Origin of the sequence: Thauera sp. 28 (genome assembly GCF_000310145.2) — a bacterium.
Classification (GTDB): Bacteria; Pseudomonadota; Gammaproteobacteria; order Burkholderiales; family Rhodocyclaceae; genus Thauera; species Thauera mechernichensis.
Map to the genome: position 1 here is coordinate 295,821 of NZ_AMXA01000001.1, position 24,594 is coordinate 320,414.

Below are 24,594 nucleotides of genomic sequence, written 5' to 3' on the forward strand. Positions count from 1 at the left end.
TCACAAGGCAATTGCCTTTTTGCCAAGTCGAAGGACCGATCCTTCAGGTGTTAAATTCATACGTCGCGAAAAAACGCTCGTTTGGCGCGGACAAGTGCTCTGTCGATGCAAGCGTCGAAAAATGACTCTGCGTCGTCAGCTGCCCCCCGAAGCGTCGCAGTAAGCACAACTTCGTCATTCAAGAGTCTCGCCTCAACAGAGTCGCACGGAAGTTCTTCTGCAACTGCCTGCGCAACTTCATCAGCGTTCAGCCGTGCGGGTAACGTGACCGTACGCGTGAGCCTGTGGCTGCACTCGTCTGATTGATTGAGTTGCAGAACAAGTTGCTCAAGAATCTCACGCGTTGCTGTCGAACGCGCGCTTTCAAGCCCGAGAACTGCTGCTCGCAATAGCGTACGATGCCAGTCGCCGTCGTATGGTCCAAGCGCGTAAACAGCCGTGCCGAGTAAGTTCACTTCCCGCTTGCAAAAAACTTTTTTTGATAGCTTGTGCTTCATTCGAAGGCTCTCTGATCAGTTGATTTCGACCTAGAGCTTAGCGCAGCAAAACGCGAACATAAAAATAATCTGCTGATAGCAAAGATTTAATGCTCTTTGCTAATTAATTAATTAATTCGATCTTCCGTTTCGCTATACGTCATTGTGATCATAAAATGACGAGGGTGCTGAGGTGAAAGGTAAGAATGGTGGAGGGCATCTAGCCAGGCGAATCAAGCAGAGAATGTTTTTCCGAGGCGATAGAGCGAAGTATGTAGCAGGGGTGCTCGGCGTCAGTTCGGCATATCTCGGCCAGCTACTTGCAGGTGATCGCAGTTTCGCGTCCGCGAATGAGCAATTGCTCAGACGTGTCGCTGGTTATCTCCAACTGAAGCCGATTATGTGCTTTATGCTTGCAGGCAAGATCGAAGCAGCTGATTTCTCTTCGGATCAAGCTGAGATTAGACGTCTGACAGAGCGTGCCCTGGATTTCATCGCGGAGTCTTCGTATGCGCTCGAGGCTGGCGTTGAGCGTCAGATGTTGTACGACGTGCGGGCAGAGATTCAGCAACTTGTCTTGCTGCTGTATCAGTCGGCTACCGATACGAGATTGATGCCTGCTACTGAAGAATGGCTTTATTCAATCGTTAAAGAACAAGCTGACTGAATATGAGACTGTGATTATATATTGCTCTCCAACCCCTGCCTTGCTTCCAACAAGCGGGGGTTCTTCTTCCAGCGTCTTCCCCGGCTGACTGTTCAAGTGTTTCCTTTGGGCTGAGCAGCACAAATGCTCGCGGAGGAAGAGAATAGACTTAAGAGAAATTAGAGACGAAGGTCAGTAAGCACTATCGCATGTTGTGGCTCGCTACAGGATGAAAAAGGATTTAGTTTGCGATTTCTGCAACCTCAAGGTCAGGTAGGGCCCGCAACAAGCACCCTCAGATGTCAGGTTCGTCCGCATCCGAATTTTTCATTACGGAGAGTACATACGACTTTCGCCATCTCGCCGGATTCTCGAAGTGAGCCCTCTCGAACTGCTTGGCTTCGATGCGCCGGTATAATGTCGAACGGCCAATGCCGAGAACGGTTAGAACGTCCTTCAGTCTGAGTAGCTGCTCTGCAATCCGAGGCGTACCTGCGTTTTCAGTGGGCGAAGCAGGCAGCTCAGGCGGCAACGATGCCTGCACCTTGCTCGTCCATGCCCGGACGCTCTCCCGGTCGAGAATCACATTGCGAAGCGGCAACGGAGCGCCGTCTTCTGTGTGCGTTAAACCTGTGATTTTCCTTCGCTCAGCAGCATTAGCTAGCGCTTCTGCCCGCTCCGTCAGTTCGGCCACGCCCGCAAGATACGGGATGCCGTCTTCAACAATCACGAGCTCCTGTTGCTCACGGGACAGGCTCTGCCATTCGACTGCAGCTTGAGCGACGGTCAACTGGTCGCTGAACTTGTTTGCCTTCTTGTATTGATTAGCCATCGTTGCGTGTCTCTTGCTGGTGATTAAAGTGGGGAGCCAGCATGTCGAGGAAAGGTTCGCCAGGGGCAGGGCAATCGCACCTTCATGTCATAACCCCAAGCAACTCGGCACGAAATTCGTCGATAGTCGCCGCCAGCATGCGCTTGGACTTGATGCTCGCCTTGCGCGTCGTGTTGAGCCGCAGCAGGTTCATCACAATGTGGCGAACGATGGCCAGGTTGTTGGCGGCATAGCCGCTGCGCACCCGTGACTGATCCTCGTTGAACTGCACGTCCAGACACCAGTGAAGCCGATTCTCCACCTCCCAGTGACTGCGTACGGCCCGAGCGATGCGCTCGGCGTCGGCGGGCAGGCTGCTGATGTAGAAGACGCGCTCGGTGCTGGTGTGATCGCCCACGGTGCGAATGCGCTCGACCACCGCGAAGCTTGCCAGATCCTGCCAGTCCTCGGACTTGTAGAGGCGATCGATCGCGGCGTAGGCGCGGCATCGGCGGATCTCGATGCGACCGTGGTCCTTGATCGTGGTCTCATGGGTCGAGCTCGGCGTCAGCGGCCCTCGCGGATCGATGTCGGCAAACAGGATCGAATCGTGCAGGTTCGGATGGTTCTCCTTCACACACAGCACGTAATGCGCGCCGCGCTCGCGGATCGTGCGGGCGATCTTTGTCTGGGTGCCCATCGCGTCGATCGTCACCACGCAGCCCTCGATCGCCAACTTGGCAAGCAGTTCGGGAATCGCGGTGATCTCGTTCGACTTCTCGGCGGTCGCCGTCTGGCCCAGCACGACGCCCATGCCGGCCGCAAACGCGCTCACCAGGTGCAACGGACTGGCGTCAGTCTTGCTCTTGCCGCCCGAGCGCCGGCTCGTCTTGCCGTCGATCGCCACGACCGTATCCCCGGCCAGCGCCGGCACCACCATGCCCACCCAGCGCCGGAACGCGGACTCGAACTCGTCGGGCGCGATCAGGCCGAACACGCGTCCGATCGTGTCGTGAGACGGGATGCCATGCTCAAGCTTCATGAAGCCTCGCAACCAGTCGATCTTGGCCTCGGCCCACAACTCGATGTCGACGAAGTCGTCGACACCCGAGAGCACCGCGCACACCGCCACCGTCAGCAACTCGGCCAGGACGTGGCGCGCATGCCGCGCGCTGCGCGGGTCGGAAATCGAGACGAACACCTGCGTCAGCGGCATGACGTTTCCTGCCTTCATGGGATACCCAAAAAGGTAGGAAACTACACAACTTATGACAATGTGAACAGGAGTCTCGCAAGGTCATGAAAGTAAAAGCGTTATTGCATTTGCTTATGCGAAGTCGGTGCGATTGCCCTGTCGCCAGGGGCGCCACGGCCCGCGCGTACACTGCGCTGTTTCGTGTGAGGCCTCGTACGCTTGGCCCCATCAGGCTCGTCTTGCAGCTCCTGCGGCGATCTGGCTTTCAGTTCCTCGTCGGCTTGGACTAATAGCCCCTGGAGATGCTGCCCCCAACACTGCCAAGCGTCCGCCATCAGATTCCTAAGTTCTGCTCGCTGATAGATCCGGCGTACTGCGTTGTCGATTGCGTGCGCCTGGCACTTGTCGATGATGTCTGCCGGAATCCCGAGCTCTTGCATGTGCGACGACATGGTCCTGCGCAGGTCGTGGGGCGTCCAGGTGCCGCCACGCAAAACCAACTCCAGCAAAGTAGCGCGCCGTCCCTTGATGGCTGAGGCACGCTGCCGGTCACGAACCAGCTTTGTCAGAGTGCTCGTCTCTGCGGGCTTATCTTGGTCCGTGCCCCTCCGCTCACTGGGGAACACGAATCTTGAGTCGCCCGATATCGACAGAAGGAATTTTGCGCAGGCGACCGCAAAATCGGAGAGATAGAGAGTGCGGTCCTTTGCTGGCACATTGTTCACCTTCTTCTGGTTCTCCTTCGGAATGAGCCAAGTTCTACCGTCGAAGTCGAAGTGGGCTTTCTCGGCGAGCATTGTCTCTTCCATGCGTGTCCCCATCGCCGTGATGAACCAGATCGCTGCTTGCCAGCGAACGGGGAACGTGCAGTTGTAGAGGCGCTTGTAGAGGTCACGGAGCTCATCCTCTTCTAAGAAGCGGTCTATTTCACGGCTTTGTCCTTTCCAGGTTTTGGGTTCGAGCCCGCGGGTCGGGTCGACGGTAAGAAACTCATGGTCGAGGCCGAAGTTGAACATCTGCCGCATGTTCGTGAGTGCCACACCGCACGTGCGGGTCACGCCTTTTGCTCGGATGTTGTTGAGGGCTACTATGGCGTGGGGCTTCTTGACCAGATCCAGGCGGAGATCTGCGAACTTCTGGTTCAGGACGTGGTTATTGAATAGCCCCCGAACGTATGCGCCTCGGTCGGAATGGTGGTGCTGCAGGTAGTCGGTATCCCAGCGGTCGAACAACTCCCTCACTGTTATCGGAACCGTGCCGTGCTCGACGGCAACGGCGGCGGCAAGCTCTTCTGCGTGCTTGTTCGCGCGCTCGACCTGCGGATCGATACCGGTTGCAAGCAGTTTCTCGTTTTCTCGAGCAAGCTCGCGTGCCTCAGCAAGTGAAACCGCTGGATAGTTGCCGAGTGCAAGCTTCCTGCGCTTGCCGCTCTTCGGAGAGCTGTAGCGAAAGAGCCATGCCTTCACGACCTTCTTGGCGCGCTGACGAAGTCTGAGAATGAGGTTGTCGCCGTCGTAGAGCTCGTGCTCGGTCTTCCCATCAGGGAGCCTTGACTTCTCGACCTCCGCTGCTGTCAGTGCCTTTGCCATCGAGAACTTCTGCCCAAAATAGGCTGAGTCTACAGGCAAAAGTATCGCAAGTCATTGATATAGTGTAGAAATTGATATTTGCCAAGCGCTTGAAAGGTCCTCGCAGTGTGCTCGGCAGGTCGCCACTGAGCCCTTGAAGGACGTACTTTGGGGGGCCATTTGGGGGGCCACTACGAGGGAGATTGGTGGGGATTTTCGACGGCTCGAAATTGGGGCAGCGAGGAGCAGGCTCTGATGGGCGGTACAAATTGGGGCAGTCTGGGACAGCGCAGCCCCGCCGTCCCGTAGTGGAAAATCAAAGACTTATAGCTTGTGGGACAGCGTCTCTGCGTTGGGTGTTATACGGATTCTTGAAAAAAGTCCCGCTGTTTGCTAACCTTTTCTCCCGGTGCAAGTCTTGCGTTTTTCTCGTAAAATTTTGCATGGGGTGCAAGGGGTCGCGAGTTCGAATCCCGCCGCCCCGACCAATCAAACAAACCGGCCTTTGCCGGTTTTTTTGTTTTCACCGCTCGCGCCCGGCAGTGGCAGCACGCTGTGCTAACATTTCTTCCCCTGCCGCATCAGACGGCACTCTGCTCCGATTTCAGATGCGTATCCTGGTCAGCAACGACGACGGTTATTTCGCCCCCGGGATTGCGGCGCTCGCCGAAGCCCTCGGCACCCTCGGTGAGGTCACGGTGGTCGCGCCAGAGCGCGATCGCAGCGGGGCCAGTAACTCGCTCACGCTCGATCGTCCGCTTTCGCTGAAGCGCACGGCCAACGGCTTTTATCATGTCAACGGCACGCCGACCGACTGCGTACACCTGGCTGTCACGGGCATGCTCGAGCATCTCCCGGACATGGTTGTCTCGGGTGTCAATCATGGCGCCAACATGGGTGACGATACGGTCTATTCCGGAACCGTCGCCGCCGCAACCGAGGGCTTCCTGCTCGGCGTACCCTCGATCGCAGTGTCCCTGGTGAGCAAGTCGGCAAGCGATTTCACATCGGCTGCGCGTGTCGCGCGCGACCTCGCCGAACGCTTCATGCGTAACCCGTTTCCGCATCCTGTCCTGCTCAACGTGAATGTGCCCGATGTGGCGTACGACCGTCTGCAAGGCGTCAAGGTCACCCGTCTGGGCAAGCGCCACAAGGCCGAGCCCGTGGTGCGTAGCGTGACCCCGCGCGGCGACACGGTTTACTGGGTGGGCGCTGCGGGCGGCGCGGCCGACGCTGGTGAGGGCACGGATTTTCATGCGGTCGCCAATGGCTTTGTCTCGGTGACGCCGCTGCAGATCGATCTCACCCACACCGGCCTCATTTCGCCGGTATTCGACTGGTTGAAGCAGTGATCGCAAGGACTGGCGACGCTGGGCAGGCGACACGCGCGCGTGCGCGCATGGTGGAGCGGCTGCGCAGCCAGGGTATCCGTGACGAGCGCGTGCTTGCTGCCATGCAGGCCATACCGCGTCACGCCTTTGTCGACGAGGGTCTGGCGTTCAGCGCCTACGACGATACGCCGTTGCCGATCGGCTATCAGCAGACCATCTCGCAACCCTTCGTGGTCGCCAGGATGATCGAGCTGTTGCAGGCTGGGCGTTCGCTGGGGCGTGTGCTCGAAGTGGGGGCAGGCTGTGGCTATCAGGCTGCGGTGTTGTCCCGACTCGCGACCGAGGTTTACGCTGTCGAGCGCATACGGCCCTTGCTCGATCGTGCGCGCGCGAACCTGCGGCCCTTGCGGCTTCCCAACGTACGCCTGAAACTTGCTGACGGTAGTCTGGGTCTTCCAGAGGCGGCACCGTTCGACACCATCATCGTTGCGGCGGCGGCTCTGGGCCTGCCCCCTGCGCTGAAGGAACAATTGGCGCCCGGTGGGCGTCTGATCGTGCCGGTCGGGGGCGGCGAACAGCGCTTGCTCCTGGTAGAGCGACAAGGCAACCTATTCCGGGAAACGTGGCACGAGGCAGTCCGCTTCGTTCCGCTTCTCGGAGGTACAGAATGAGAGACGGTATTTTCGGATGCAAACACGTTCAAGCTCGATAGCGATTTTGCTGGCGGTTGGCCTCCTCGCCGGCTGCGCCTCCAAGGTGACGGCGCCGGTTCGCGACGGCAGTGGTGTAGTGGCACCGGCTGCGCCTGTCGGGGGCGTGCCGGCCCAGCCTCAGGGGCTGCATACCGTGCGCCAGGGTGAGACCCTGCTCGCGATCGCGCGCCAGTATGGGGTGACGCTCCCCGAGTTGGTGTCGTGGAATGGCATCACCGATCCCAATCAGCTTCGGGTCGGCCAGACCCTGCTCGTCGCGCCGCCGGGCACGGTGACCGCGGCCGTCACGCCCGTGCCCTCGCCCGCGACCGGTGCGATCGCCACCCCTGTTCCGCCGAGCGGAGCGGATGCTGGCGTGGTGCCGCTCAAGCAGGAGCCGGTGGGTGGCCGTGTGACCATCGCCGAGCCGGTCGTGCCGCCGCCCGCGCCGACTGTTGCACCGCCCGCTGGGCCCGCGGTCAGTGGGCAATGGCGATGGCCGGCCAATGGGGCGATCCTCGCCGGATTCAACGAGGCGACCAACAAGGGTGTGGATATCGCCGGTCGTGTTGGTGATCCGGTCCATGCCGCGGCCTCGGGCAAGGTGGTGTACGCTGGCAGCGGTCTGCGTGGTTATGGCAAGCTGATCGTCATCAAGCATAATCAGGAGTACAACTCCGTGTATGCTCACAACGACAAGCTGCTCGTCAAGGAAGACGACGAGGTGGTGCAGGGACAGAAGATCGCCGAGCTGGGCAGTTCGGAAGCCGATCGACCCAAGCTGCACTTCGAGATTCGCAAGCAGGGCAAGGCCGTCGATCCGATGGGATACTTGCCCGCACGATAAGGGGGACGCATGGAGGAGCCGGCAAGTCTTGACGACCTGGAGAGTCATGAACCGGATCTTCCGCCCGAAGTGGAGGTGTTTGCCAGTCACCCCACGCCGGTCGTCGAGAACGATTTTTTCAGTGACGTCACGCAGCTCTATCTGAACGAGATCGGTGCCAACCCGCTGCTCTCGGCAGAAGATGAGTTGCGCTTGGCTCGCTGCGTGCGCAGCGGCGACTTCGAGGCGCGCCAGACCATGATCGAGCGCAATCTGCGCCTGGTCGTGAATATCGCCAAGCATTACCTCAACCGCGGCATTCCCTTGCTCGATCTGGTCGAGGAAGGCAATCTCGGGCTGATGCACGCGCTGGAGAAGTTTGACCCCGAGCGTGGCTTCCGCTTCTCGACATACGCGACGTGGTGGATCCGCCAGAATATCGAGCGCGCGATCATGAACCAGTCGCGCACGATCCGTCTGCCGGTACATGTGGTCAAGGAGCTCAACCAGGTCCTGCGTGCGCAGCGCAGTATCGAGGCTGCCTCGAATGGCATTTCGACGCTCGAGGATATCGCGGCGCGGCTGGGGAAGACGGTCGAAGAGGTTCGCAGTACCCTCGCGTTGAGCGAACACACGGCCTCGCTCGACGCGCCGCTCGATATCGATCCGAACCTCTCGATCGGCGAATCGCTCGCCGACGAGCACCAGCCTACGCCCGAGATACAGATTCACTGTGCGGAGATCGAGGATCTGGTACGTGCATGGATCAAGATGCTCAGCGAAAAGCAGCGCATGGTGATCCGGCATCGTTACGGTATCGACGAGTGCGAACTGCTGACCCTGGAAGAGCTCGCCAGCCGGCTAGAGCTTACCCGTGAGCGCGTACGCCAGATCCAGCTCGAAGCGCTGGGTCAATTGCGTCGCATCCTGAAGCGGCACGGCATCTCGCGCGACGCACTGCTTTAGCGTTTGTCCTGCCGGCGTGGCTCAGCGCGGGAAAGTGCGCAGATAAAGCTCGCGGCTCGCGTAGGCCATGACCGGCAGGCTGACGAGCAGCAGCGGCAGGAACAGGGCGCTGGCGATGATCACCAAGGACAATACGCCGGCCCAGCACATCATCACGGCGAAGCGGCCGAACACCGCGCGTACGCTCGCGACCACGCCGGAAACAAGTTGCGCCCGGCCATCGAAGATGAGCGGTAGCGAGAACGCCGACACGGCGAACAGGATGAATGCCAGCACGGCACCCATGATGGCGCTGTAGCCGGCATAACTGACGACGATCTCCTCTAGGTGGAGCAGGCGCAGGAAGCCGATCGGCTCACGCCCGACCATGAAGCCGTAAAGAATGCCGGCGTCGGTGATCCATATGAGGAACAGCAGCCCGCACACGAACGAGATCACCCACCCGCCGCGTGGCAGTTGCCTGAAGCCGTCCCACACGTCGCCCACGCTTGGCCGTCGGCCAGCGCGAAGCTTGTCCGCCACCGAAAAGAACCCGGCAAGCAGCGCCGGCCCCACGAGCATGAAGCCGCCCGCCAGCGACAAGCTCATCGGTGCGATGGTCGCGAACTCGAGGACGACGTACATGAGCAGGCCCAGCGCGACGAAGACGCCGGCGAAGGCGCTACTGAGCCCTGGTGCAGCGCGATACTGTGCAATACCCGTCGCGATCGCCGCCTTCAGGTCGGCGAGTGTGAGCGGCGCCGGCTGCAGGGTGGCCGCGGATTCGGTGTTCGGCATCGGGCTCATCGCTGTGTTCCTCAGCGCCTCTGGGCGCGGACCTCGTCTACCAGGCGCCGCAGCCTGAGGGCCTCGGCAAGCTCATATACCGACATCGCGTAGAAGCTGCTGCGATTGTAGCGTGTGATGACATAGAAGTTGCGGTAGCCGAACCAGTACTCGGTGTCTGCGCCGGGCGTTTCGAGGTCCACCAGGGTTGCCGTGGCTGCCGCGCTGCCGCCGTCGAGGGTGGATACGCCGGCAGCGCTGAGGGTGGCAGGGTCCAGAGCTGGCTCGATGCCGGCGGCTACGAGCATTGCTGCGTCGGTGGTCGGCGCCAGCCGGGCGCGCTCGGCGACGGGGGCGCCAGTCTGCCAGCCATGCACCTTGAGGTAATTCGCCACGCTGCCGATGGCGTCGATGGCGTCGGATTCGAAGTCGATCCGGCCGTTGCCATCGAAGTCGACCGCGTAGGCAAGCACGCTGCTGGGCAGGAACTGGGGATAGCCGAGAGCTCCCGCGAAGGAGCCGGTGAAACTGTCCGGTGCGCGGCCCTGCTGGCGTGCGAGCACGAACAGCGACTCCAGTTCGCGGCGGAACAGCTCAGCCCTGGGCGGATAGTCGAAGGCCAGGGTGGCAAGGGCCGACAGCGTCTCGAAGTTGCCGGTCTGGCGGCCATACACCGTTTCCACGCCGATGATGGCTACGATGACCTCGGCAGGTACGCCGAAGCTGCGCTCGGCGCGTGCCAGTTCGTGCTCATGCTCGCGCCAGAAGGCGAGGCCGCCCTCGATCCGGGTGCGGTCCAGAAAGCGGCTGCGGTAGTTCTGCCATGACCTGGCGCCGCGGCGCGCAGGCGGGGTGATCAGGCGAATGACGCTGGCGTCGTGGCGGGCGCGGCCGAGCGCATCGTGGAGCTCGGCTGGATCGAAATCGTGGCGGGCGGCGACCTCGGCTATGAAGCTGCGCGCATCATCGCGGTCGGCGTAGGAGGCAAGCAGGGGGGTAGGCAGGGCAAGTGCAAGCAGTGCTGCGAGCTGGCGCAGCGGCCTGGAGGCTGAGAGGCGGGGCATGGCATTCGGTGGCTACGGGTTGCGAAGGGCATCGATGCGGTGGCGCAGGGCATTGAGCGCGTCCTTGTCGACGTCCCGACCATACCGCAGGCTGGCGTAGCTTGCACAGATCGTACGTAACGCATCTGCCTGCCCGGGGCGCGCGCGCGCGAGCCGGTCGGCGTAGTCGAGCGGGCCTTCCCACGGTTCGCGCCCCAGTCCCTGGCGCGCCATGCGCGTGCAGAAGCGGGCCCACTGTCGCTCCAGAGGGTCCTGCGCACGCCGCTGCCTGATGGCCCACAGATAAAGCACGCCGAACAGTGCAGCGGTGGCCAGGCTCAGGATTGCAGCAAGCGTGGTCGCATCGACGCGCTCGAACCCGATGCGGGCGAGCAGGGCGCGCTGGCGCTCGGTGTCATAACCCAGCACGCGCTGGTTCCAGGCATTCGATACCGCCTCCCACTGGTAACGCAGTGCGCGCAGCCATTCCATGTCGGCGCGCAGCATCAGCGGCAGGCCGTCGAACTCGGCAAGCGCAGCCGCGAGACCGTCGTCGATGCGTTGGGGGGCGGCGAGCGCGGTAGGGTCGACGCGCACCCAGCCGCTGCCGGTGAGCCAGACCTCGTTCCAGGCGTGCGCATCGGACTGACGCACGACGAGGTTGCCGTCGACCGGGTTGATCTCGCCGCCCTGGTAGCCGGTCACCACCCGTGTCGGCACGCCGGCTGCGCGCATCAGCACGGCGAACGCCGAGGCGAAGTGTTCGCAGAAGCCTCTGCGTGTGTCGAACAGGAACTCGTCCGCACTATGGCGACCGAGCAGAGGCGGGCGCAGCGTGTAGATGTAGCGGCCCGAGCGCAGGTAGTCGATCACGCGCGCCAGTGTCTCCCGGTCGGATGCCGCACCCGCGGCCAGTTCGGCTGCAAGCGCGCGGCTGCGCGGGTTGCTGTCGGCCGGTAGGCGCAAGGCGGCCGACAGCACGTCGGCGTCCTCCTCGAGCCCAGTGAGGATGTCAGGGTAAGCGGTGAGTGCAAGGCGGCTACGTACGCGCAGCGGGGTCACCGCCAGGGCGTGGTAGTCGCTTGCATGGCGTATCGCCGGACTTGCGCTGCCGGCAAAGTCGAGGGCAAGCAGCCAGCGCCGGTTGTGGGGTTCGAGGGTGAGGGTGTAGTCGAGCCGAGGTCCGGACACCACGTAGAACGGCGTCTCGGCCTCAACGAAGGGGGCTGCGCGCCAGGTGCGGCCGTCGAACTCGGTGAGCACCGGGCCGCGCCAGTAGCGTTGGGTCGGCGCGGGCGGTGCGCCGTCGAACACCGCGCGCATGACGATCGCGCTGGACAGGCTCAGCTCGCTGATCGAGCCCGGGTCCATGGTTTCGGACAGACCCGTGCGCGCGCTGAACGCATCTGCAGGCAAGCCCCAGAGCGGCCCCTGCACGCGCGGGAACAGCACGAAGAACAGCAGCATGAAGGGCAGGCCCTGGGCGACCAGGAGTGTCGCCGTCCGCAGGTGTTCGCGTTGCGGTCCGCCCGGGTCGGCAAGCGCCACCAGCGCGCCCAGGGTGACCAGGCTTGCGCCCAGTGCGAGGGCGGCGACAGGCAAGGATTGATCTTCGAGGAAGATGGCGAGTTGCAGGAACAGGCACAGCAGCACCCCGGCGCGAATGTCGCGCGCTGCACGCGACTCGAGCAGCTTGAGGCCGAGCAGCAGGGCCAGCAGGGTCACGCCTGGTTCGCGGCCGAAAAAATGGCCGAATTCGAGGCGGACCCCCACGGCAACCGCTACCGCGACGGCAAGCAGCAGCAGGCGTGCCGGTGGCCGCTTGCCTCGCCACAGCAGCAGCCCGCGCCAGCACAGCAGCAGGGCTGCAAGAGCGCTCGCCCAGGCCGGCAGCCATAGCGCATGCGGGGCGAGGGTGAGCGCGGCGCCGCCCAACAGCCAGGCGCCCTGACGACGGTCCAGGGCGCGCTCCGGCGGCGCCGTTGAGTGGCGCCGGATGGGAAGGGCGCGCAGCAGCCGGCCGATCATGCCTCCTCCCGTGGCGCGCCAAAGCGGGCAAGCTCGCCGAGGCAGCACTCGAGGTGGGCCTTGCCCTGGCCGCTCGCGACTTCGCATCCGGGCAGTTTGAGAGCGTAGCGCCGGTTGTGTTGTTCTGCCGCGAGCAGCCAGGCTGTCAGGCGCGACAACCGGCGTTCATCGTCGAGCTGCTGTGGTAGCTGCGACCAGTCGAGCACGAGGTCGGGCGAACTCCAGCTGGCGTACGATTTCGTGAGCATCGGCCCGCCGCGCGCCAGTACCTTCCATGCAACGTGGCGCGGCGAGTCCGCGCTGCGGTGGGTGCGCAGGCCGGTGAAATCGTCGTCGCCGTCGCGGCTGCGTCCGCGCATTCCGGCATCGGCACCGGCATCTTCCGGCAGCGCGGGCGGATCCGGCTCGGGCGCAGGGTATACGACGCAGTGCTGCTCGGGCACGAATACGCTCCACGCCCGGATCAGGCCAAGCGGCCAGGTCGTCTGGATGACCGTGCGCCCAGGGCTGAGCTGGCCGCGCCGCGTCGTCGGGCAGGGCAGGCATACCCGGGTGAGCTGTGCGGGGCCGGTGTCGAAGCCGACCTGCTGGCCGTGTGCGCGCAGGCTGAGCGAAGGGCGCCGACGGTTACGCGTGTTATCGATGCTGAACACGAAGCCGGCGGTGTCGCCGCAGAACACGGGCTCGCAGCGCTCGGCGCGGATGGACAGGCCAAGCAGGTTGCGAAACGCATGCACCATGCTCGCCATGGCCGTCCCGCCGAGCAGGAACACGAAGCCGTAGCCGAGGCTGAGGTTGTAGTTGATCGAGGCCAGCAACATGGTCGCGAGGGCGGCGGCGAAGGCGAGTCCGGCCGGGGTAGGCAGTACGTAGATGCGTCGCTGCACCAGGCGGATCGGCGCCGGCTCCGGGGTGCCGATACGGAACAGCCAGCGCTCGGCCCGTTCCAGCATGCGCAGCGCGCGGCCTTGCCCTGGCCTCATCATCAGACGAGTTTGACCGCGTGCAGCAGACGCGTCAGCGTTGCCGCCGGTACCGGGCGGCCGTCGCCGGCCAGGTGCAGCCGATGGCCGGCGACGTGGGGGAAGAGGGTCTGCACGTCCTCGGGCAGGACGTGGTCGCGACCTTCGATAAGCGCCCAGGCGCGCGCTGCCGCGAGCAGGCCCAGGCCCGCGCGCGGGCTGAGTCCGCCGGCAAGCTCGGGGTTGCCGCGACTGGCCTCGAGCACAGCCTGAAGGTAATCGACCAGGGCCGCCGAGACATGGACACGCATGGCCGCCTGTTGCAACTCGACGAGCGCCGCCGGGCTGATCACAGCAGCCTGGCGCCCGAGCATGCCGCGCCTGTCTTCGCCCATCAGCAGCGCACGTTCGGCCTCGCGGTCGGGATAGCCCAGCCTGATACGCAGCAAGAAGCGGTCGAGCTGGCTCTCGGGCAGCGGGAAGGTGCCGATCTGGTGTGCCGGGTTCTGCGTTGCGATCACGAAGAAGGGCTCGGGGAGCGCGAAGGTGCCGCCGTCGGCGGTGACCTGGCCCTCCTCCATGGCCTCGAGCAGCGCACTCTGCGTCTTCGGGGTGGCACGGTTGATCTCGTCGGCGAGGATCAGCTGGGCGAACACCGGCCCTGGATGAAAGCGGAACGCGCTCGACTCGCGATCGAACACGGACACGCCCAGGATGTCGGCCGGCAGCAGGTCGCTGGTGAACTGGATGCGCTGGAACTGCAGCCCGGTGAGCCTCGCGAAGACATGCGCGAGCGTGGTCTTGCCCACGCCCGGAACGTCCTCGATCAGCAGGTGGCCGCGGGCAACGAGGCAGGCAAGGGCGAGACGCAGCTCCCGGTCCTTGCCGAGGATGATCCGGCCTGCTGCTTCGAGCAGGCGATTCGCATGGTGCAGGGGCATCGTGGCGCGTACTGTGAAATTGGCTTGGAAGCGGTGATAATAGACGACAAAGAGCAGCGCTCCCGCGGCCAGGGGTGACGTTGCCAGGTCAATAATGGGCCCGGGCGCGCACGCGCCACTTGAGGCCGAATCATTGTTCTCGAGATGAGAGGGAGGAGTATGACGACGACGGCATTCATCACGCATCGTGACTGCTGGCTGCACGACATGGGATCGATGCACCCCGAATGCGCGGACCGGCTGTCGGCGATCAACGACCGGCTCATCGCGGCTGGTCTGGACATGTACATCTCCTTCTACGACGCGCCCGTTGCCGAGCGCGAGCAGATTCTGCGCGTACATCCGGCCGAGTACCTGGACGACCTCGTGGGCAACGTGCCCGAGCACGGCATTCGCCACCTCGATCCGGATACCGCGATGTCGCCGGGCACGATGAAGGCGGCGCTGCGCTCGGCCGGTGCCGGGGTGTTCGCCACCGACCTGGTCATGAAGGGCGAGATCGAGAATGCCTTCTGCGCCGTGCGTCCGCCCGGCCATCATGCCGAGCGTGCGAAGGCGATGGGCTTCTGCTTCATGAACAACGTCGCCATCGCAGCACGGCATGCGCTCGAGGCCCATGGCCTCGAACGCGTCGCGGTTGTCGACTTCGACGTTCACCATGGCAACGGCACCGAGGACATCTTCCGCAACGATCCGCGGGTGATGATGGCGGGGATCTTCCAGCATCCCTTCTACCCCTACAGCGGAACGGACAATCCGCCCGCGCACATGTGCAACGTGCCTTTGCCGGCGGGGACCCGCGGCGATGCGTTCCGCCAGGTCTTCAGCGATGTCGTCGTACCGGCGCTGCGCAGCCACAACCCGCAAATGATCTTCATCTCTGCCGGCTTCGATGCCCACTACGAGGACGACATGGGCTCGCTTGGCCTGGTCGAGGCCGACTACGTGTGGGCGACCGAGCAGATCAAGGGGGTCGCTGCGGACTGTGGGCATACCCGCATCGTGTCCATCCTCGAGGGCGGTTATTCGCTGTCGTCGCTGGCGCGCTCGGTCGTTGCCCACATCAAGGCGCTTGCAGACCTTTGAGCCTGCCGCTGCGGGCCAGCCTCGCGTGCGTGACCTCCACGCGCGCGAGGCTGGCCCGAATCCGGCGATCGGTTAGAATCGAATCTTTTACGCACGCCCCCACGCCATGATTACCGGATCGCTTGTCGCCATCGTCACGCCCATGCATGACGACGGCAGTCTTGATTTCCCGAGCTTGCGCAAGCTCATCGACTGGCACATCACCGAAGGTACGGACGGCATCGTCATCGTCGGCACCACTGGCGAGTCGCCGTCGGTCAGCGTCGATGAACACTGCGAGTTGATCCGCTGCACCGTCGAGCACGTGGCTGGGCGGGTCCCGGTCGTCGCCGGAACAGGTGCCAACTCGACATCCGAGGCGGTCGAACTGGCTCGTTTTGCTGCCCGTGCCGGCGCCGATGCCCACCTGTCGGTCGTCCCCTACTACAACAAGCCGTCGCAGGAAGGCCTTTACCGGCACTTCCGCACCATTGCCGAGGCGGTCGAACTGCCGCTGATCCTCTACAACGTGCCCGGGCGCACGGTTGCAGATCTCGGCAACGACACCACGCTGCGGCTGGCCGAGATCCCCAACGTGGTCGGCCTCAAGGACGCTACCGGTAACCTCGATCGCGCCTGCGACCTCATCGAGCGCGCGCCGGCGGGCTTCGGCCTCTACAGCGGCGACGACATGAGCTCTGCCGCCTTCCTGATGCTGGGCGGCCATGGCGTCATCTCGGTCACCGCAAACGTGGCGCCGCGTGCCATGCACCAGCTGTGCGCAGCGGCCGCTGCGGGTGACATGAAGTCCCTGCGTGAAACCAATGCTGCGCTCACGGGTCTGCATCGCGATCTGTTCTGCGAAGCGAACCCCATTCCGGTCAAGTGGGCGGTTGCTCGCATGGGCCTGATCGGCGATGGCATCCGCCTGCCGCTCACGCCCTTGGCCGAGGCGTACCACGAGCGTGTGCGCAAGGCCTTGAGCAAGGCCGGCATCCAGTTCTGAACCGAAACCCTCTGTCCAGGTATTCCATGAATCGTTCCACGCGCACTTCCCTTTCCCTGGTCGCGCTCTCGCTGGCGCTTGGCGGCTGCTCGACTTCGATGTTCGAAGGCAAGCGCATCGACTACAAGAGCGCACGCCAGATCGAGCGGCCGCTCGAGGTTCCGCCCGACCTGACCGCGCCGCGGCGCGACGACCGCTTTGCCGTGCCGGATACCGCGGGCACCGGTATCGCGACCTACTCGGCCTATGAGGCCGACCGTGCGGGACGCTCGACGGTCGCGAGCGGGAGTCCCGAAGTGCTGGCCGGCTCCGACACCATGCGCATCGAGCGCGCAGGCAGCCAGCGTTGGCTCGTGGTCGGTGGCAATGCCGCCGAGTTGTGGCCCAAGGTCAAGGACTTCTGGCTCGAGATGGGGTTCATCCTCAACATCGACAGCCCGGAAATCGGCGTGATGGAAACCGATTGGGCCGAAGACCGTGCCAAGATTCCGCAGGACTTCGTGCGTTCGACCATCGGCCGCGTACTCGACGGCCTGTTCTCGACCCCCGAGCGCGACAAGTTCCGCACCCGCTTCGAGCAGGGCAAGGACGCCGGGACGCTGGAGATCTACGTCAGTCACCGCGGCATGATCGAGATCTATCCGACTGAGGCGAAGGACTCGACCATCTGGCAGCCGCGTCCTGCCGACCCCGAGCTCGAGGCCGAGATGTTGCGGCGCCTGATGGTGCACCTCGGGGCCGAGGAGGCGCGTGCCGAGGCTGCACTGGTTGCGCCAGCCGCGCCCGAGCGCGCGCGAGTCGTTTCCGCGGCCGATGGTCAGGCTGCGTTGCAGGTCGAGGAGCCCTTCGACCGCGCTTGGCGCAGGGTTGGCCTCGCACTCGACCGCATCGGCTTCACGGTCGAGGACCGCGATCGCGCACAGGGCCTGTACTACGTCCGCTACGTTGATCCGGATGCGGACAACCGCAGCCCCAACAAGGGCTTCCTGTCCCGCCTCGCGTTCTGGCGCAGTGACGACAAGCCGGCCCAGGCTGGCAGTGAATACCGCCTGCGTGTGGAAGGGCAGGGCGACGCATCGCGCGTCAGTGTGCTCAGCCGCGAGGGCGGCGTCGATAACTCGGACACCGCTCGCCGCATGCTGGGCCTGCTGCAGCAACAACTGCGCTGATCGACACTGCGCACGAAACAAAAAAGCCGGCGCAAGCCGGCTTTTTTGTTGGGTGGCGAGGGCGACTCAGTCCTTCGCCGCCTCCTTGGCAGCGCCGACGGCTGCGCCGGCCGCTTCCTTCGCCGCGTCCACCGCAGCGGCCGCTTCGGCCTTTGCTGCCTCGGCGGCGTCCTTGACCTGTTCGACCGCAGCAGCAGCTTCTTCCTTGACCGCTTCGACAGCGGCGTCGGTTGCCGACTTGGCCTCTTCGGCGCCTTCCTTCGCTTCTTCGACCGCGGCTGCAGCTTCTTCCTTGGCAGCTTCGGTTGCGGCAGCGGCGGCTTCACCCGCAGCAGCTGCGCTTTCCTTGGCGGCCTCTACGGCCTGTGCTGCCGACTCCTTCATCTGTTCCTGAGCCGAAGGCGGAGCCTGGACGGCGGGCTCTTCATTCTTGCCGCAAGCGGCAACGGCAACGGCGACGAGGGCGGCAACGAGAAGGGGATGCTTCATCACGTGTCTTCCTTTTGTAGAAGGGATTCTTGGTTTGTGTAGGTGTCTGCCAACCTCGAGGGCTGACTGGACGCGGGCATATTAGCATGTACGGCTGCTCGGACTGCTGCAGCGCAATAGCTTTCGGGTTGTTGACAACATGCTTGTAAACAATGGCTTGGCGTTTTGGTTTCGAGCGACTTTGTATCCGGATGTCAGATGCCGGGTGTGCTCGGGTGCTGCACCGGGGCGCCGCGCGCGGTGCAGCGCTCCCGCGGTAGAATCGCCCTCCCGAGTTTCCCGCCCCGCCTGCGCACCGTCATGAGCATCGCCACCATCGAATCACTCGACCACGAAGGCCGTGGCGTTACCCATGTCGGCGGCAAGACCGTCTTCATCGAAGGCGGTCTCCCCGGAGAGCGTGTCGAGTACGAGGTCCAGCGCAGCCGGCCGAACTACGAGCAGGCGACTGCGGTGCGAATCCTGCGCTCCAGCGCCCAGCGGGTCGAGCCGCGGTGCGCTCACTTCGGTGTGTGCGGCGGCTGTTCGATGCAGCACCTCGACCCGCTCGCCCAGGCCGCGGCCAAGCAGCGCATCCTGGAAGATGCGCTCTGGCATATCGGCAAACTGCGGCCCGCCATCATCTATCCGGCAGTCAATGGATCGGCCTGGGGCTACCGCTATCGCGCCCGTCTTGGCGTTCGCCTCGTGCCGAGCAAGGGCGGCTTGCGTATCGGCTTTCACGAGCGGCGTTCAAGCTACATCGTTGACATGCGCGAGTGCCCGGTTCTTCCCGCAGGCATCTCGGCCCTGCTGCCACGCCTGCGCGAGATGATCGCCGGCTTGTCGATCGCCGATCGCCTGCCGCAGGTGGAGATCGCGATCGGTGACGACGCTACGGTGTTCGTGTTCCGCAACCTGCAGCCCTTCAGCCGCGCAGACGAGAAGCGCATCGCCGCCTTCGCCGCAGCCGAGGGCATCCAGGCCTGGATGCAGCCGGGCGGGCCAGACACGGCCATACCTTTCGATCCGTCCGCCGAGCGTGCGCTGCATTACACGCTGCCCGAGTTCGACGTCCGCATGGACTTCCGCCCGACCGACTTCACCCAGGTCAACGTACACATCAACCGCCTGCTCATCCGCCGCGCCATGCAACTGCTCGCGCCGCGTGCGGGTGAGCGCATCGCCGACCTGTTCTGCGGCCTGGGCAACTTCAGCCTGCCGATCGCGCGTCTTGGGGCCCGGGTCATTGGCGTCGAGGGTAGCGATGCCTTGGTCGCGCGCGCACTCGACAATGCCCGCCGCAATGGCCTCGACAGCCTCACCGAGTTCCACGCCGCGAACCTCTTCGAGGCCACCGAGGACAGCCTGGCCGCGCTCGGCCGGCTCGACAAGATGCTGATCGATCCGCCGCGCGAAGGTGCGATTGCGGTCGCGAAGGCGCTTGGCGGTGAGCATTCGCCAGCGCGCATCGTGTATGTGTCCTGCAACCCGGCGACGCTGGCACGCGACGCCGCCGTGCTGGTGCGCGAGAAGGGCTACGTGCTGCGTGGGGCGGGCATTGCCAACATGTTCCCGCAGACCTCGCATGTGGAGTCGGTCGCGCTCTTCGAGCGCGGCTGAAAGAGTGGGCCGGGTCGCCGTAGCGAGGGTTCACATTTGCCCCCCGTGCTGGGAGAATGGCGCGCCGTCTGTCCGTAATTATGAATACAAAATGAGCTCGTGGTGAGTCCCGCATCAGACCCTCGTTTCTCGTCCACTGCGGGCGAAGCGTCGAACGCTGCCTGGCAGCGCCGCAGCCTCGCCAGCGTATGGCACCCCTGCACCCAGATGCAGCGCGCGCAGACGGTGCCGCCGCTGCCGATCGCGCGCGCGAGCGGGCCGTGGCTGTACGACTACGAGGGCGGGCGCTATTTCGACGCCAACAGCTCGTGGTGGGTGAACCTGTTCGGCCATGCCGACGCCCGCCTCAATGCCGCGCTGCGCGACCAGCTCGATACCTTGCCCCATGTCATGCTGGCCGGTTGCACCCATGCGCCGGCGGTGGAACTGGCCGAGCGCCTGAACGCGCTCACTGGTGGCGTCCTCGGCCATGCCTTCTATGCCAGCGACGGTGCCTCTGCGGTCGAGATCGCGCTCAAGATGAGCTTCCATGCGTGGCGCAACCGCGGGCGCGGCAACAAGCGCGAATTCGTCTGCGTGCGCCAGGGCTATCACGGCGAGACCCTGGGCGCGCTGGCCGTCACCGACGTCGCCGTGTTTCGCGACGCCTACGACCCGCTGCTGATGCGCGCCCACCTCGTCGCCTCGCCCGATGCACGGCTTGCTGCCGCGGGCGAGAGCCCGGCCGACGTGGCCGCGCGTGCGCTGGCCGAGGTGCGTGTCCTGTTCGAGTCCCGTCACGAACACATCGCTGCCTTCATCGTCGAGCCACTGGTGCAATGCGCTGCCGGCATGGCGATGCACGACCCGGCCTATCTGCGCGGCTTGCGCGCCCTGTGCGATGACTACGAGGTGCACCTGATCGCCGACGAGATTGCCGTGGGCTGTGGCCGCAGCGGCAGCTTCTTCGCCTTCGAGCAGGCGGCCGCGCCCGGCGAGCCCGCCGTATGGCCGGATTTCGTGTGCCTGTCCAAGGGCATCAGCGGTGGCTACCTGCCCTTGTCGCTGGTGCTCACGCGTGACGAGATCTATCGCGTCTTTCTCGATGACGACATCGCACGCGGCTTCCTGCATTCGCACTCCTACACCGGCAACGCACTCGCGTGCAGGGCGGCGCTGGCCGTGCTCGACCGCTTTGCCGAGGACGATGTGATCGCGCGTAACCGCGCACCTGCCGCCGCGCTGAGCGCGGCGCTGGCGCTGCTGGCCGAGGATGAACGCATCGAACACCTGCGCCAGCGCGGCATGATCTGGGCCTTCGATGTGCGCGAGCCCCATGCCGGCGAGCGCTTCGCCGAGCGCTTCCACCTTGCCGGCAGGGCCAGGGGGCTGCTGATCCGCCCGATCGGTCGCTCCGTGTATCTGATGCCGCCCTACGTGCTCGATGACGAACTCGCGGTCTGGCTGGCCGCCCGCACCCTCGACACCCTTGAACAGACCCTGGCCGATGCGGCCCGGGCCGCGCCTCATCATGTTGCTCGAACACCTGAACCGCCGACTGCGTGAGCGCGAGGCGGCCGCACTGTGGCGGCAGCGGCGTGTCGCTGACTCAGCGTGCGCCCCCCTCCAGCATCTGGCCGAGGGCGGCGAGGGCACGCGTGCGCTGCTTGCCTTCTGCAGCAACGACTACCTCGGCCTGGCCGCGCATCCCGCGCTGATCGACGCGCTTGCCGCGGGCGCGCGGCGCTGGGGCGTGGGCAGCGGCGCATCGGCACTGGTGAGCGGCCACGCCACGCCCCATGCGGCGCTCGAGGATGAACTCGCGCGCTGGCTGGCGCCGTACATCCCGCAGGCGGCGGTGCTGGGCTTCTGTTCGGGTTACATGGCCAACCTGGCCTTGCTCACCACCCTGGCCGACGCTGAGGCGGCGATCTTCGCCGACAAGCTCAACCACGCCTCCTTGATCGATGGCGGCCTGCTCGCCGAGGCCAGGATGCGGCGCTACCCGCATGCACGGCTCGACCTGCTCGACGCCATGCTTGCCGACAGCACGGCGGCGCTGCGGCTCATCGTCACCGATGCGGTGTTCAGCATGGACGGCGACATTGCGCCGCTGCCCGAACTGCTCGCCCTGGCCGAGCGCCACGATGCCTGGCTGATCGTGGACGACGCCCACGGCTTTGGCGTGCTGGGCGAAGGCGGGCAGGGCGCGCTCGCACATTTCGGCCTGCGCAGCGAACGCATCATCTACATGGGTACGCTGGGCAAGGCTGCGGGCGTGAGCGGTGCCTTCGTCGCCGCCCACCCGCTGGTTGTCGAAGCCCTGGTGCAGGGCGCGCGCAGCTATATCTACACCACGGCGCCGTCGCCGGCGCTCGCCCACACACAGTTGGCAAGCCTGGCGCTGATCGCGGGCGAGGAGGGTGCGGCGCGGCGCGGCCACCTGAATGCGCTGGTCGAAGCGCTGCGCACCGGCCTCGCCGCCGTCATCGCTGCACACCCGCACTGCGGCTGGCGGCTCGCCGAGTCCGCGACCGCCATCCAAGCGCTCATCGTGGGCGACAATGCTGCCGCGGTCGCACTGTCGGCGGCGCTCGAGGCGCGCGGGCTGCGCGTCCCCGCCATCCGTCCGCCCACCGTGCCAGCAGGCAGCGCGCGCCTGCGCATAACCCTGAGCGCGGCGCACAGCCGCGCCGACGTAGACCGCTTGTGCGCCGCACTGGCGCAACTCGCGAGTGAAGGAGAGCACCCTTGATCGACGCCTCAAAAGGCATCTTCGTCACCGGCACCGACACCGAAATCGGCAAGACCCGGGTCAGCGCGGCCATCGTTGCCCTGCTCGGCAAGTGCGGCCTGCGCGCCGCGGGCCTCAAGCCGATCGCAGCCGGTACCGAGCTTATCGATGGTGAATGCATCAACGAGGATGTGTACGCCTTGCGCGCAGCAGCCTCCATGCCGATCACCGCCGCTGAGATCTGCCCCTATCAGTTCGCCGCTGCCTGCGCTCCCCATGTCGCCGCCGCGCTCGAAGGCCGGCGTATCGAGCGTGCCGGCGTGCTTGCAGCGGTCGCGGCCGTGGCGCAGCGTGCCGACCGCGTCGTGGTCGAGGGTGTGGGCGGGTTCCGCGTGCCGTTGGGCGACGCCGCCGGGCCGGACGGGGCGTGGGACTCCGCCGACCTCGCTGTCGAGCTTGGCCTGCCGGTGCTGCTGGTGGTCGGCCTGCGTCTGGGGTGCATCAACCACGCCCTGCTCAGTGCAGAGGCCATCCGTGCCCGCGGCCTGCACCTGTGCGGCTGGGTGGCCAACACTGTCGACCCCGACATGCCGTGGGTCGCCGAGAACCTCGACGCACTTGCCCACGGGCTGGGCAGTGCGCCCTGCCTGGGCCTGATCCCGCGCCTGCCTGCACCGACGCCGGAGGCCATCGCGCCTTACCTCAACGTTCCCGCATTGCACACACTCTTCAAGACTCAAGACCTTACAACGGAGACACCATGAGCACTTTGGCCACCATCTCGCCCGAATCCCTGCGCCGCAGCGCCGCGCCCGCAACCCTGTCGCCCACGGGCCAGGCACGCTGGTCGGTGGAGGCGGTCGAAGCCCTGTTCGCGCTGCCCTTCATGGACCTCGTGTTTCGTGCCCAGCAGGTGCATCGCGAACACTTCAACCCGAGCGAGATCCAGCTGTCGACGCTGTTGTCGATCAAGACCGGTGGCTGCGCAGAGGACTGCGGCTACTGCTCGCAGTCCGCGCACTTCGAGACCGACGTCAAGGCCGCCAAGCTGATGCCGGTAGACGAGGTGATCGCCGCCGCGCGCGCCGCCAAGGCCCAGGGCGCCAGTCGCTTCTGCATGGGCGCCGCCTGGCGCTCGCCCAAGGCGCGCGACATGGAGCGCGTCACTGCGATGGTGCGCGAGGTGAAGGCGCTCGGCATGGAAACCTGCATGACTCTGGGCATGCTCGACCAGGACCAGGCGCAGTCGCTCAAGGAGGCTGGCCTCGACTACTACAACCACAACCTCGACACCGCGCCCGAGTACTACGGCAAGGTCATCGGCACGCGCACCTACCAGGATCGCCTCGACACCCTCGACAACGTGCGCTCTGCCGGCATCAACGTGTGCAGCGGCGGCATCGTCGGCATGGGCGAGACGCGCAGCCACCGCGCTGGCCTGATCGCCCAGCTGGCCAACCTCGAGCCCTGCCCGGAGTCGGTGCCGATCAACAACCTCGTGCCCATCCCCGGCACCCCGCTGGCCGGCGTCGATCCGATCGACCCGTTTGAGTTCGTACGCACCATCGCCGTCGCCCGCATCACCATGCCCACCAGCTACGTGCGCCTGTCCGCCGGCCGCGAGCAGATGGACGAGGCGCTCCAGGCGCTGTGCCTGATGGCCGGCGCCAACTCGATCTTCTACGGCGACCACCTGCTTACCACCCCCAACCCGCAGACCGGCCGCGACCGCAGCCTGCTCGAACGCCTGGACATGCGCATCCAGGGCCAGGACGCCTGACAGAGCGTCGCACGGCGCGGCAATGAGCTGCGCCGTGCAGCACCACACCGTCAACCGCCCGCAGCCGCATGAAACCCGCTGTACGAGCGGCGCCAGCCGCGAGGGCGTGCATGAGACCCGCTGTAGGAGCGACGCAAGTCGCGAGGGGTTGCGTTTGTCAGCAGCGATCCCGGCAGCCATGCCCAGTACTGCGACCATCTATTTCTGAGCTGCCTAAGCGGCAGTGATCACCGGTACCGGCGGCTGGCTCGACATCCAGAATTTCTGGGTATTCGGAAAAGGCTGTTGATTCGGCGTTGTAGGTCAGCATCTACATTTCAATTTTGATTTCGTAGATTGATGTTGACAGCCTGCATTCTTGGCGTTAGAGTTCATGTCAGGTGCTGAACACACCTTGTCAGGCGGAAGCCGCTCCCGAAAGTCAAAGCGGCTTTTTCACGTCCATAGGTTTTGCGTTGCCCCGTGATGCGGGACAATAGCGGTCTATGGCCGGGTAGCGCGCAGCTATACAAGACCCTTC

Annotated in this window: 24 protein-coding genes; 13 read left to right on the plus strand and 11 right to left on the minus strand. The window is 64.7% G+C overall.

From position 1 onward, the window contains the following. Positions 1-56 precede the first annotated feature (56 nt). A complete protein-coding gene (locus C662_RS20220) occupies positions 57-497 on the minus strand; it encodes a hypothetical protein (RefSeq protein ID WP_157354417.1) in 441 nt (146 codons plus the stop codon). A gap of 172 nt (positions 498-669) precedes the next feature. Here C662_RS20220 and C662_RS01335 point away from each other — a divergent pair, with 172 nt between their 5' ends. After that, a complete protein-coding gene (locus tag C662_RS01335) occupies positions 670-1,143 on the plus strand; it encodes a hypothetical protein (protein ID WP_157354421.1) in 474 nt (157 codons plus the stop codon). Positions 1,144-1,417: 274 nt separating this feature from the next. On the opposite strand, the gene C662_RS01340 is transcribed toward C662_RS01335, so the two are convergent. The 3 genes from C662_RS01340 to C662_RS01350 all read right to left on the minus strand — a co-directional run bounded on the left by C662_RS01340 (position 1,418) and on the right by C662_RS01350 (position 4,717). Next, a complete protein-coding gene (locus C662_RS01340; protein ID WP_002923915.1) occupies positions 1,418-1,954 on the minus strand; it encodes a helix-turn-helix transcriptional regulator in 537 nt (178 codons plus the stop codon). An 82-nt stretch (positions 1,955-2,036) separates the two neighbouring features. After that, entirely contained in the window at positions 2,037-3,167 is a 1,131-nt protein-coding gene (locus tag C662_RS01345; protein WP_083485707.1) for an ISAs1-like element ISTha2 family transposase, read from the minus strand. 80 nt (positions 3,168-3,247) lie between these two features. Beyond that, positions 3,248-4,717, minus strand: a complete 1,470-nt coding sequence (locus C662_RS01350) for a tyrosine-type recombinase/integrase (protein WP_002923917.1) — start codon at positions 4,715-4,717, stop codon at positions 3,248-3,250. Between the two features lie 587 nt (positions 4,718-5,304). Between C662_RS01350 and surE the strand changes: the two genes are divergently transcribed. The 4 genes from surE to rpoS are packed head-to-tail and all read left to right on the plus strand — an operon-like array spanning position 5,305 to position 8,511. Next, the gene (gene surE, locus C662_RS01355; RefSeq protein ID WP_002923920.1) at positions 5,305-6,048 is read left to right on the plus strand and encodes a 5'/3'-nucleotidase SurE; all 744 of its coding nucleotides are present in this window, start codon (positions 5,305-5,307) and stop codon (positions 6,046-6,048) included. Then, complete coding sequence (locus tag C662_RS01360; protein WP_088178726.1) at positions 6,045-6,698, plus strand: protein-L-isoaspartate(D-aspartate) O-methyltransferase; 654 nt, start codon at positions 6,045-6,047, stop codon at positions 6,696-6,698. Before surE ends, C662_RS01360 begins: the two co-directional genes overlap by 4 nt. A 16-nt stretch (positions 6,699-6,714) precedes the next feature. Continuing rightward, a complete protein-coding gene (locus C662_RS01365) occupies positions 6,715-7,566 on the plus strand; it encodes a peptidoglycan DD-metalloendopeptidase family protein (protein ID WP_198291860.1) in 852 nt (283 codons plus the stop codon). 9 nt (positions 7,567-7,575) lie between these two features. After that, positions 7,576-8,511 carry an RNA polymerase sigma factor RpoS gene (gene rpoS, locus C662_RS01370; protein ID WP_002923926.1) on the plus strand — a complete coding sequence of 312 codons (936 nt, stop codon included), beginning with the start codon at positions 7,576-7,578 and terminating at the stop codon, positions 8,509-8,511. Positions 8,512-8,532: 21 nt separating this feature from the next. Here rpoS and C662_RS01375 read toward each other — a convergent pair whose 3' ends face one another. The 5 genes from C662_RS01375 to C662_RS01395 are packed head-to-tail and all read right to left on the minus strand — an operon-like array spanning position 8,533 to position 14,250. Further along, complete coding sequence (locus tag C662_RS01375; protein ID WP_002923929.1) at positions 8,533-9,297, minus strand: DUF2189 domain-containing protein; 765 nt, start codon at positions 9,295-9,297, stop codon at positions 8,533-8,535. Between the two features lie 11 nt (positions 9,298-9,308). Then, complete coding sequence (mltB, locus tag C662_RS01380) at positions 9,309-10,340, minus strand: lytic murein transglycosylase B (RefSeq protein WP_002923932.1); 1,032 nt, start codon at positions 10,338-10,340, stop codon at positions 9,309-9,311. Between the two features lie 12 nt (positions 10,341-10,352). Continuing rightward, positions 10,353-12,347 (minus strand): transglutaminase TgpA family protein, encoded by a 1,995-nt coding sequence (locus tag C662_RS01385; protein ID WP_002923936.1) that lies wholly within the window; start codon positions 12,345-12,347, stop codon positions 10,353-10,355. Then, on the minus strand, positions 12,344-13,333 hold the full coding sequence (locus C662_RS01390; protein ID WP_002923937.1) for a DUF58 domain-containing protein: 990 nt from the start codon (positions 13,331-13,333) through the stop codon (positions 12,344-12,346). The genes C662_RS01385 and C662_RS01390 overlap by 4 nt, the downstream gene beginning before the upstream one ends. Further along, positions 13,333-14,250 (minus strand): AAA family ATPase, encoded by a 918-nt coding sequence (locus C662_RS01395; protein ID WP_002923939.1) that lies wholly within the window; start codon positions 14,248-14,250, stop codon positions 13,333-13,335. Before C662_RS01395 ends, C662_RS01390 begins: the two co-directional genes overlap by 1 nt. A gap of 159 nt (positions 14,251-14,409) precedes the next feature. Here C662_RS01395 and C662_RS01400 point away from each other — a divergent pair, with 159 nt between their 5' ends. From C662_RS01400 to bamC, 3 genes are all read left to right on the plus strand, one after another. Then, on the plus strand, positions 14,410-15,336 hold the full coding sequence (locus tag C662_RS01400) for a histone deacetylase family protein (RefSeq protein WP_002923940.1): 927 nt from the start codon (positions 14,410-14,412) through the stop codon (positions 15,334-15,336). Between the two features lie 106 nt (positions 15,337-15,442). Further along, the gene (dapA, locus tag C662_RS01405) at positions 15,443-16,321 is read left to right on the plus strand and encodes a 4-hydroxy-tetrahydrodipicolinate synthase (RefSeq protein WP_002923941.1); all 879 of its coding nucleotides are present in this window, start codon (positions 15,443-15,445) and stop codon (positions 16,319-16,321) included. A gap of 26 nt (positions 16,322-16,347) precedes the next feature. After that, a complete protein-coding gene (gene bamC / locus C662_RS01410; RefSeq protein ID WP_002923942.1) occupies positions 16,348-17,490 on the plus strand; it encodes an outer membrane protein assembly factor BamC in 1,143 nt (380 codons plus the stop codon). Between the two features lie 66 nt (positions 17,491-17,556). Here the strand turns inward: bamC and C662_RS01415 are convergent, their stop codons facing one another. Next, the gene (locus C662_RS01415; RefSeq protein ID WP_002923943.1) at positions 17,557-17,979 is read right to left on the minus strand and encodes a hypothetical protein; all 423 of its coding nucleotides are present in this window, start codon (positions 17,977-17,979) and stop codon (positions 17,557-17,559) included. A gap of 300 nt (positions 17,980-18,279) precedes the next feature. Here C662_RS01415 and rlmD point away from each other — a divergent pair, with 300 nt between their 5' ends. The 5 genes from rlmD to bioB all read left to right on the plus strand — a co-directional run bounded on the left by rlmD (position 18,280) and on the right by bioB (position 24,074). Continuing rightward, a complete protein-coding gene (rlmD, locus tag C662_RS01420; protein WP_002923946.1) occupies positions 18,280-19,581 on the plus strand; it encodes a 23S rRNA (uracil(1939)-C(5))-methyltransferase RlmD in 1,302 nt (433 codons plus the stop codon). 102 nt (positions 19,582-19,683) lie between these two features. Further along, positions 19,684-21,126: an adenosylmethionine--8-amino-7-oxononanoate transaminase gene (bioA, locus tag C662_RS01425; protein ID WP_083485716.1), complete on the plus strand. Its 1,443-nt coding sequence runs from the start codon at positions 19,684-19,686 to the stop codon at positions 21,124-21,126. Then, the gene (locus C662_RS01430) at positions 21,092-22,315 is read left to right on the plus strand and encodes an aminotransferase class I/II-fold pyridoxal phosphate-dependent enzyme (RefSeq protein WP_232433191.1); all 1,224 of its coding nucleotides are present in this window, start codon (positions 21,092-21,094) and stop codon (positions 22,313-22,315) included. Before bioA ends, C662_RS01430 begins: the two co-directional genes overlap by 35 nt. Further along, on the plus strand, positions 22,312-23,058 hold the full coding sequence (gene bioD / locus C662_RS01435; protein WP_002923951.1) for a dethiobiotin synthase: 747 nt from the start codon (positions 22,312-22,314) through the stop codon (positions 23,056-23,058). Before C662_RS01430 ends, bioD begins: the two co-directional genes overlap by 4 nt. After that, positions 23,055-24,074 (plus strand): biotin synthase BioB, encoded by a 1,020-nt coding sequence (gene bioB, locus C662_RS01440; protein WP_002923952.1) that lies wholly within the window; start codon positions 23,055-23,057, stop codon positions 24,072-24,074. The genes bioD and bioB overlap by 4 nt, the downstream gene beginning before the upstream one ends. A 157-nt stretch (positions 24,075-24,231) precedes the next feature. Here the strand turns inward: bioB and C662_RS20225 are convergent, their stop codons facing one another. Further along, a complete protein-coding gene (locus tag C662_RS20225) occupies positions 24,232-24,384 on the minus strand; it encodes a hypothetical protein (protein WP_157354423.1) in 153 nt (50 codons plus the stop codon). Between the last annotated feature and the right edge of the window lie 210 nt (positions 24,385-24,594).

Bases quoted from the DNA above. Each gene is read 5' to 3' on its own strand.
- C662_RS01350 (WP_002923917.1), bottom strand. From the start codon at position 4,717: ATGGCAAAGGCACTGACAGCAGCGGAGGTCGAGAAGTCAAGGCTCCCT.
- C662_RS20220 (WP_157354417.1), bottom strand. From the start codon at position 497: ATGAAGCACAAGCTATCAAAAAAAGTTTTTTGCAAGCGGGAAGTGAAC.
- C662_RS01395 (WP_002923939.1), bottom strand. From the start codon at position 14,250: ATGCCCCTGCACCATGCGAATCGCCTGCTCGAAGCAGCAGGCCGGATC.
- rlmD (WP_002923946.1), top strand. From the start codon at position 18,280: ATGAGCATCGCCACCATCGAATCACTCGACCACGAAGGCCGTGGCGTT.
- C662_RS01375 (WP_002923929.1), bottom strand. From the start codon at position 9,297: ATGAGCCCGATGCCGAACACCGAATCCGCGGCCACCCTGCAGCCGGCG.
- rpoS (WP_002923926.1), top strand. From the start codon at position 7,576: ATGGAGGAGCCGGCAAGTCTTGACGACCTGGAGAGTCATGAACCGGAT.
- dapA (WP_002923941.1), top strand. From the start codon at position 15,443: ATGATTACCGGATCGCTTGTCGCCATCGTCACGCCCATGCATGACGAC.
- C662_RS01415 (WP_002923943.1), bottom strand. From the start codon at position 17,979: ATGAAGCATCCCCTTCTCGTTGCCGCCCTCGTCGCCGTTGCCGTTGCC.
- C662_RS01430 (WP_232433191.1), top strand. From the start codon at position 21,092: ATGTTGCTCGAACACCTGAACCGCCGACTGCGTGAGCGCGAGGCGGCC.
- C662_RS01345 (WP_083485707.1), bottom strand. From the start codon at position 3,167: ATGAAGGCAGGAAACGTCATGCCGCTGACGCAGGTGTTCGTCTCGATT.
- bamC (WP_002923942.1), top strand. From the start codon at position 16,348: ATGAATCGTTCCACGCGCACTTCCCTTTCCCTGGTCGCGCTCTCGCTG.
- C662_RS01400 (WP_002923940.1), top strand. From the start codon at position 14,410: ATGACGACGACGGCATTCATCACGCATCGTGACTGCTGGCTGCACGAC.
- C662_RS01385 (WP_002923936.1), bottom strand. From the start codon at position 12,347: ATGATCGGCCGGCTGCTGCGCGCCCTTCCCATCCGGCGCCACTCAACG.
- C662_RS01390 (WP_002923937.1), bottom strand. From the start codon at position 13,333: ATGATGAGGCCAGGGCAAGGCCGCGCGCTGCGCATGCTGGAACGGGCC.
- C662_RS20225 (WP_157354423.1), bottom strand. From the start codon at position 24,384: ATGCTGACCTACAACGCCGAATCAACAGCCTTTTCCGAATACCCAGAA.
- mltB (WP_002923932.1), bottom strand. From the start codon at position 10,340: ATGCCCCGCCTCTCAGCCTCCAGGCCGCTGCGCCAGCTCGCAGCACTG.
- bioB (WP_002923952.1), top strand. From the start codon at position 23,055: ATGAGCACTTTGGCCACCATCTCGCCCGAATCCCTGCGCCGCAGCGCC.
- C662_RS01365 (WP_198291860.1), top strand. From the start codon at position 6,715: ATGCAAACACGTTCAAGCTCGATAGCGATTTTGCTGGCGGTTGGCCTC.
- C662_RS01340 (WP_002923915.1), bottom strand. From the start codon at position 1,954: ATGGCTAATCAATACAAGAAGGCAAACAAGTTCAGCGACCAGTTGACC.
- surE (WP_002923920.1), top strand. From the start codon at position 5,305: ATGCGTATCCTGGTCAGCAACGACGACGGTTATTTCGCCCCCGGGATT.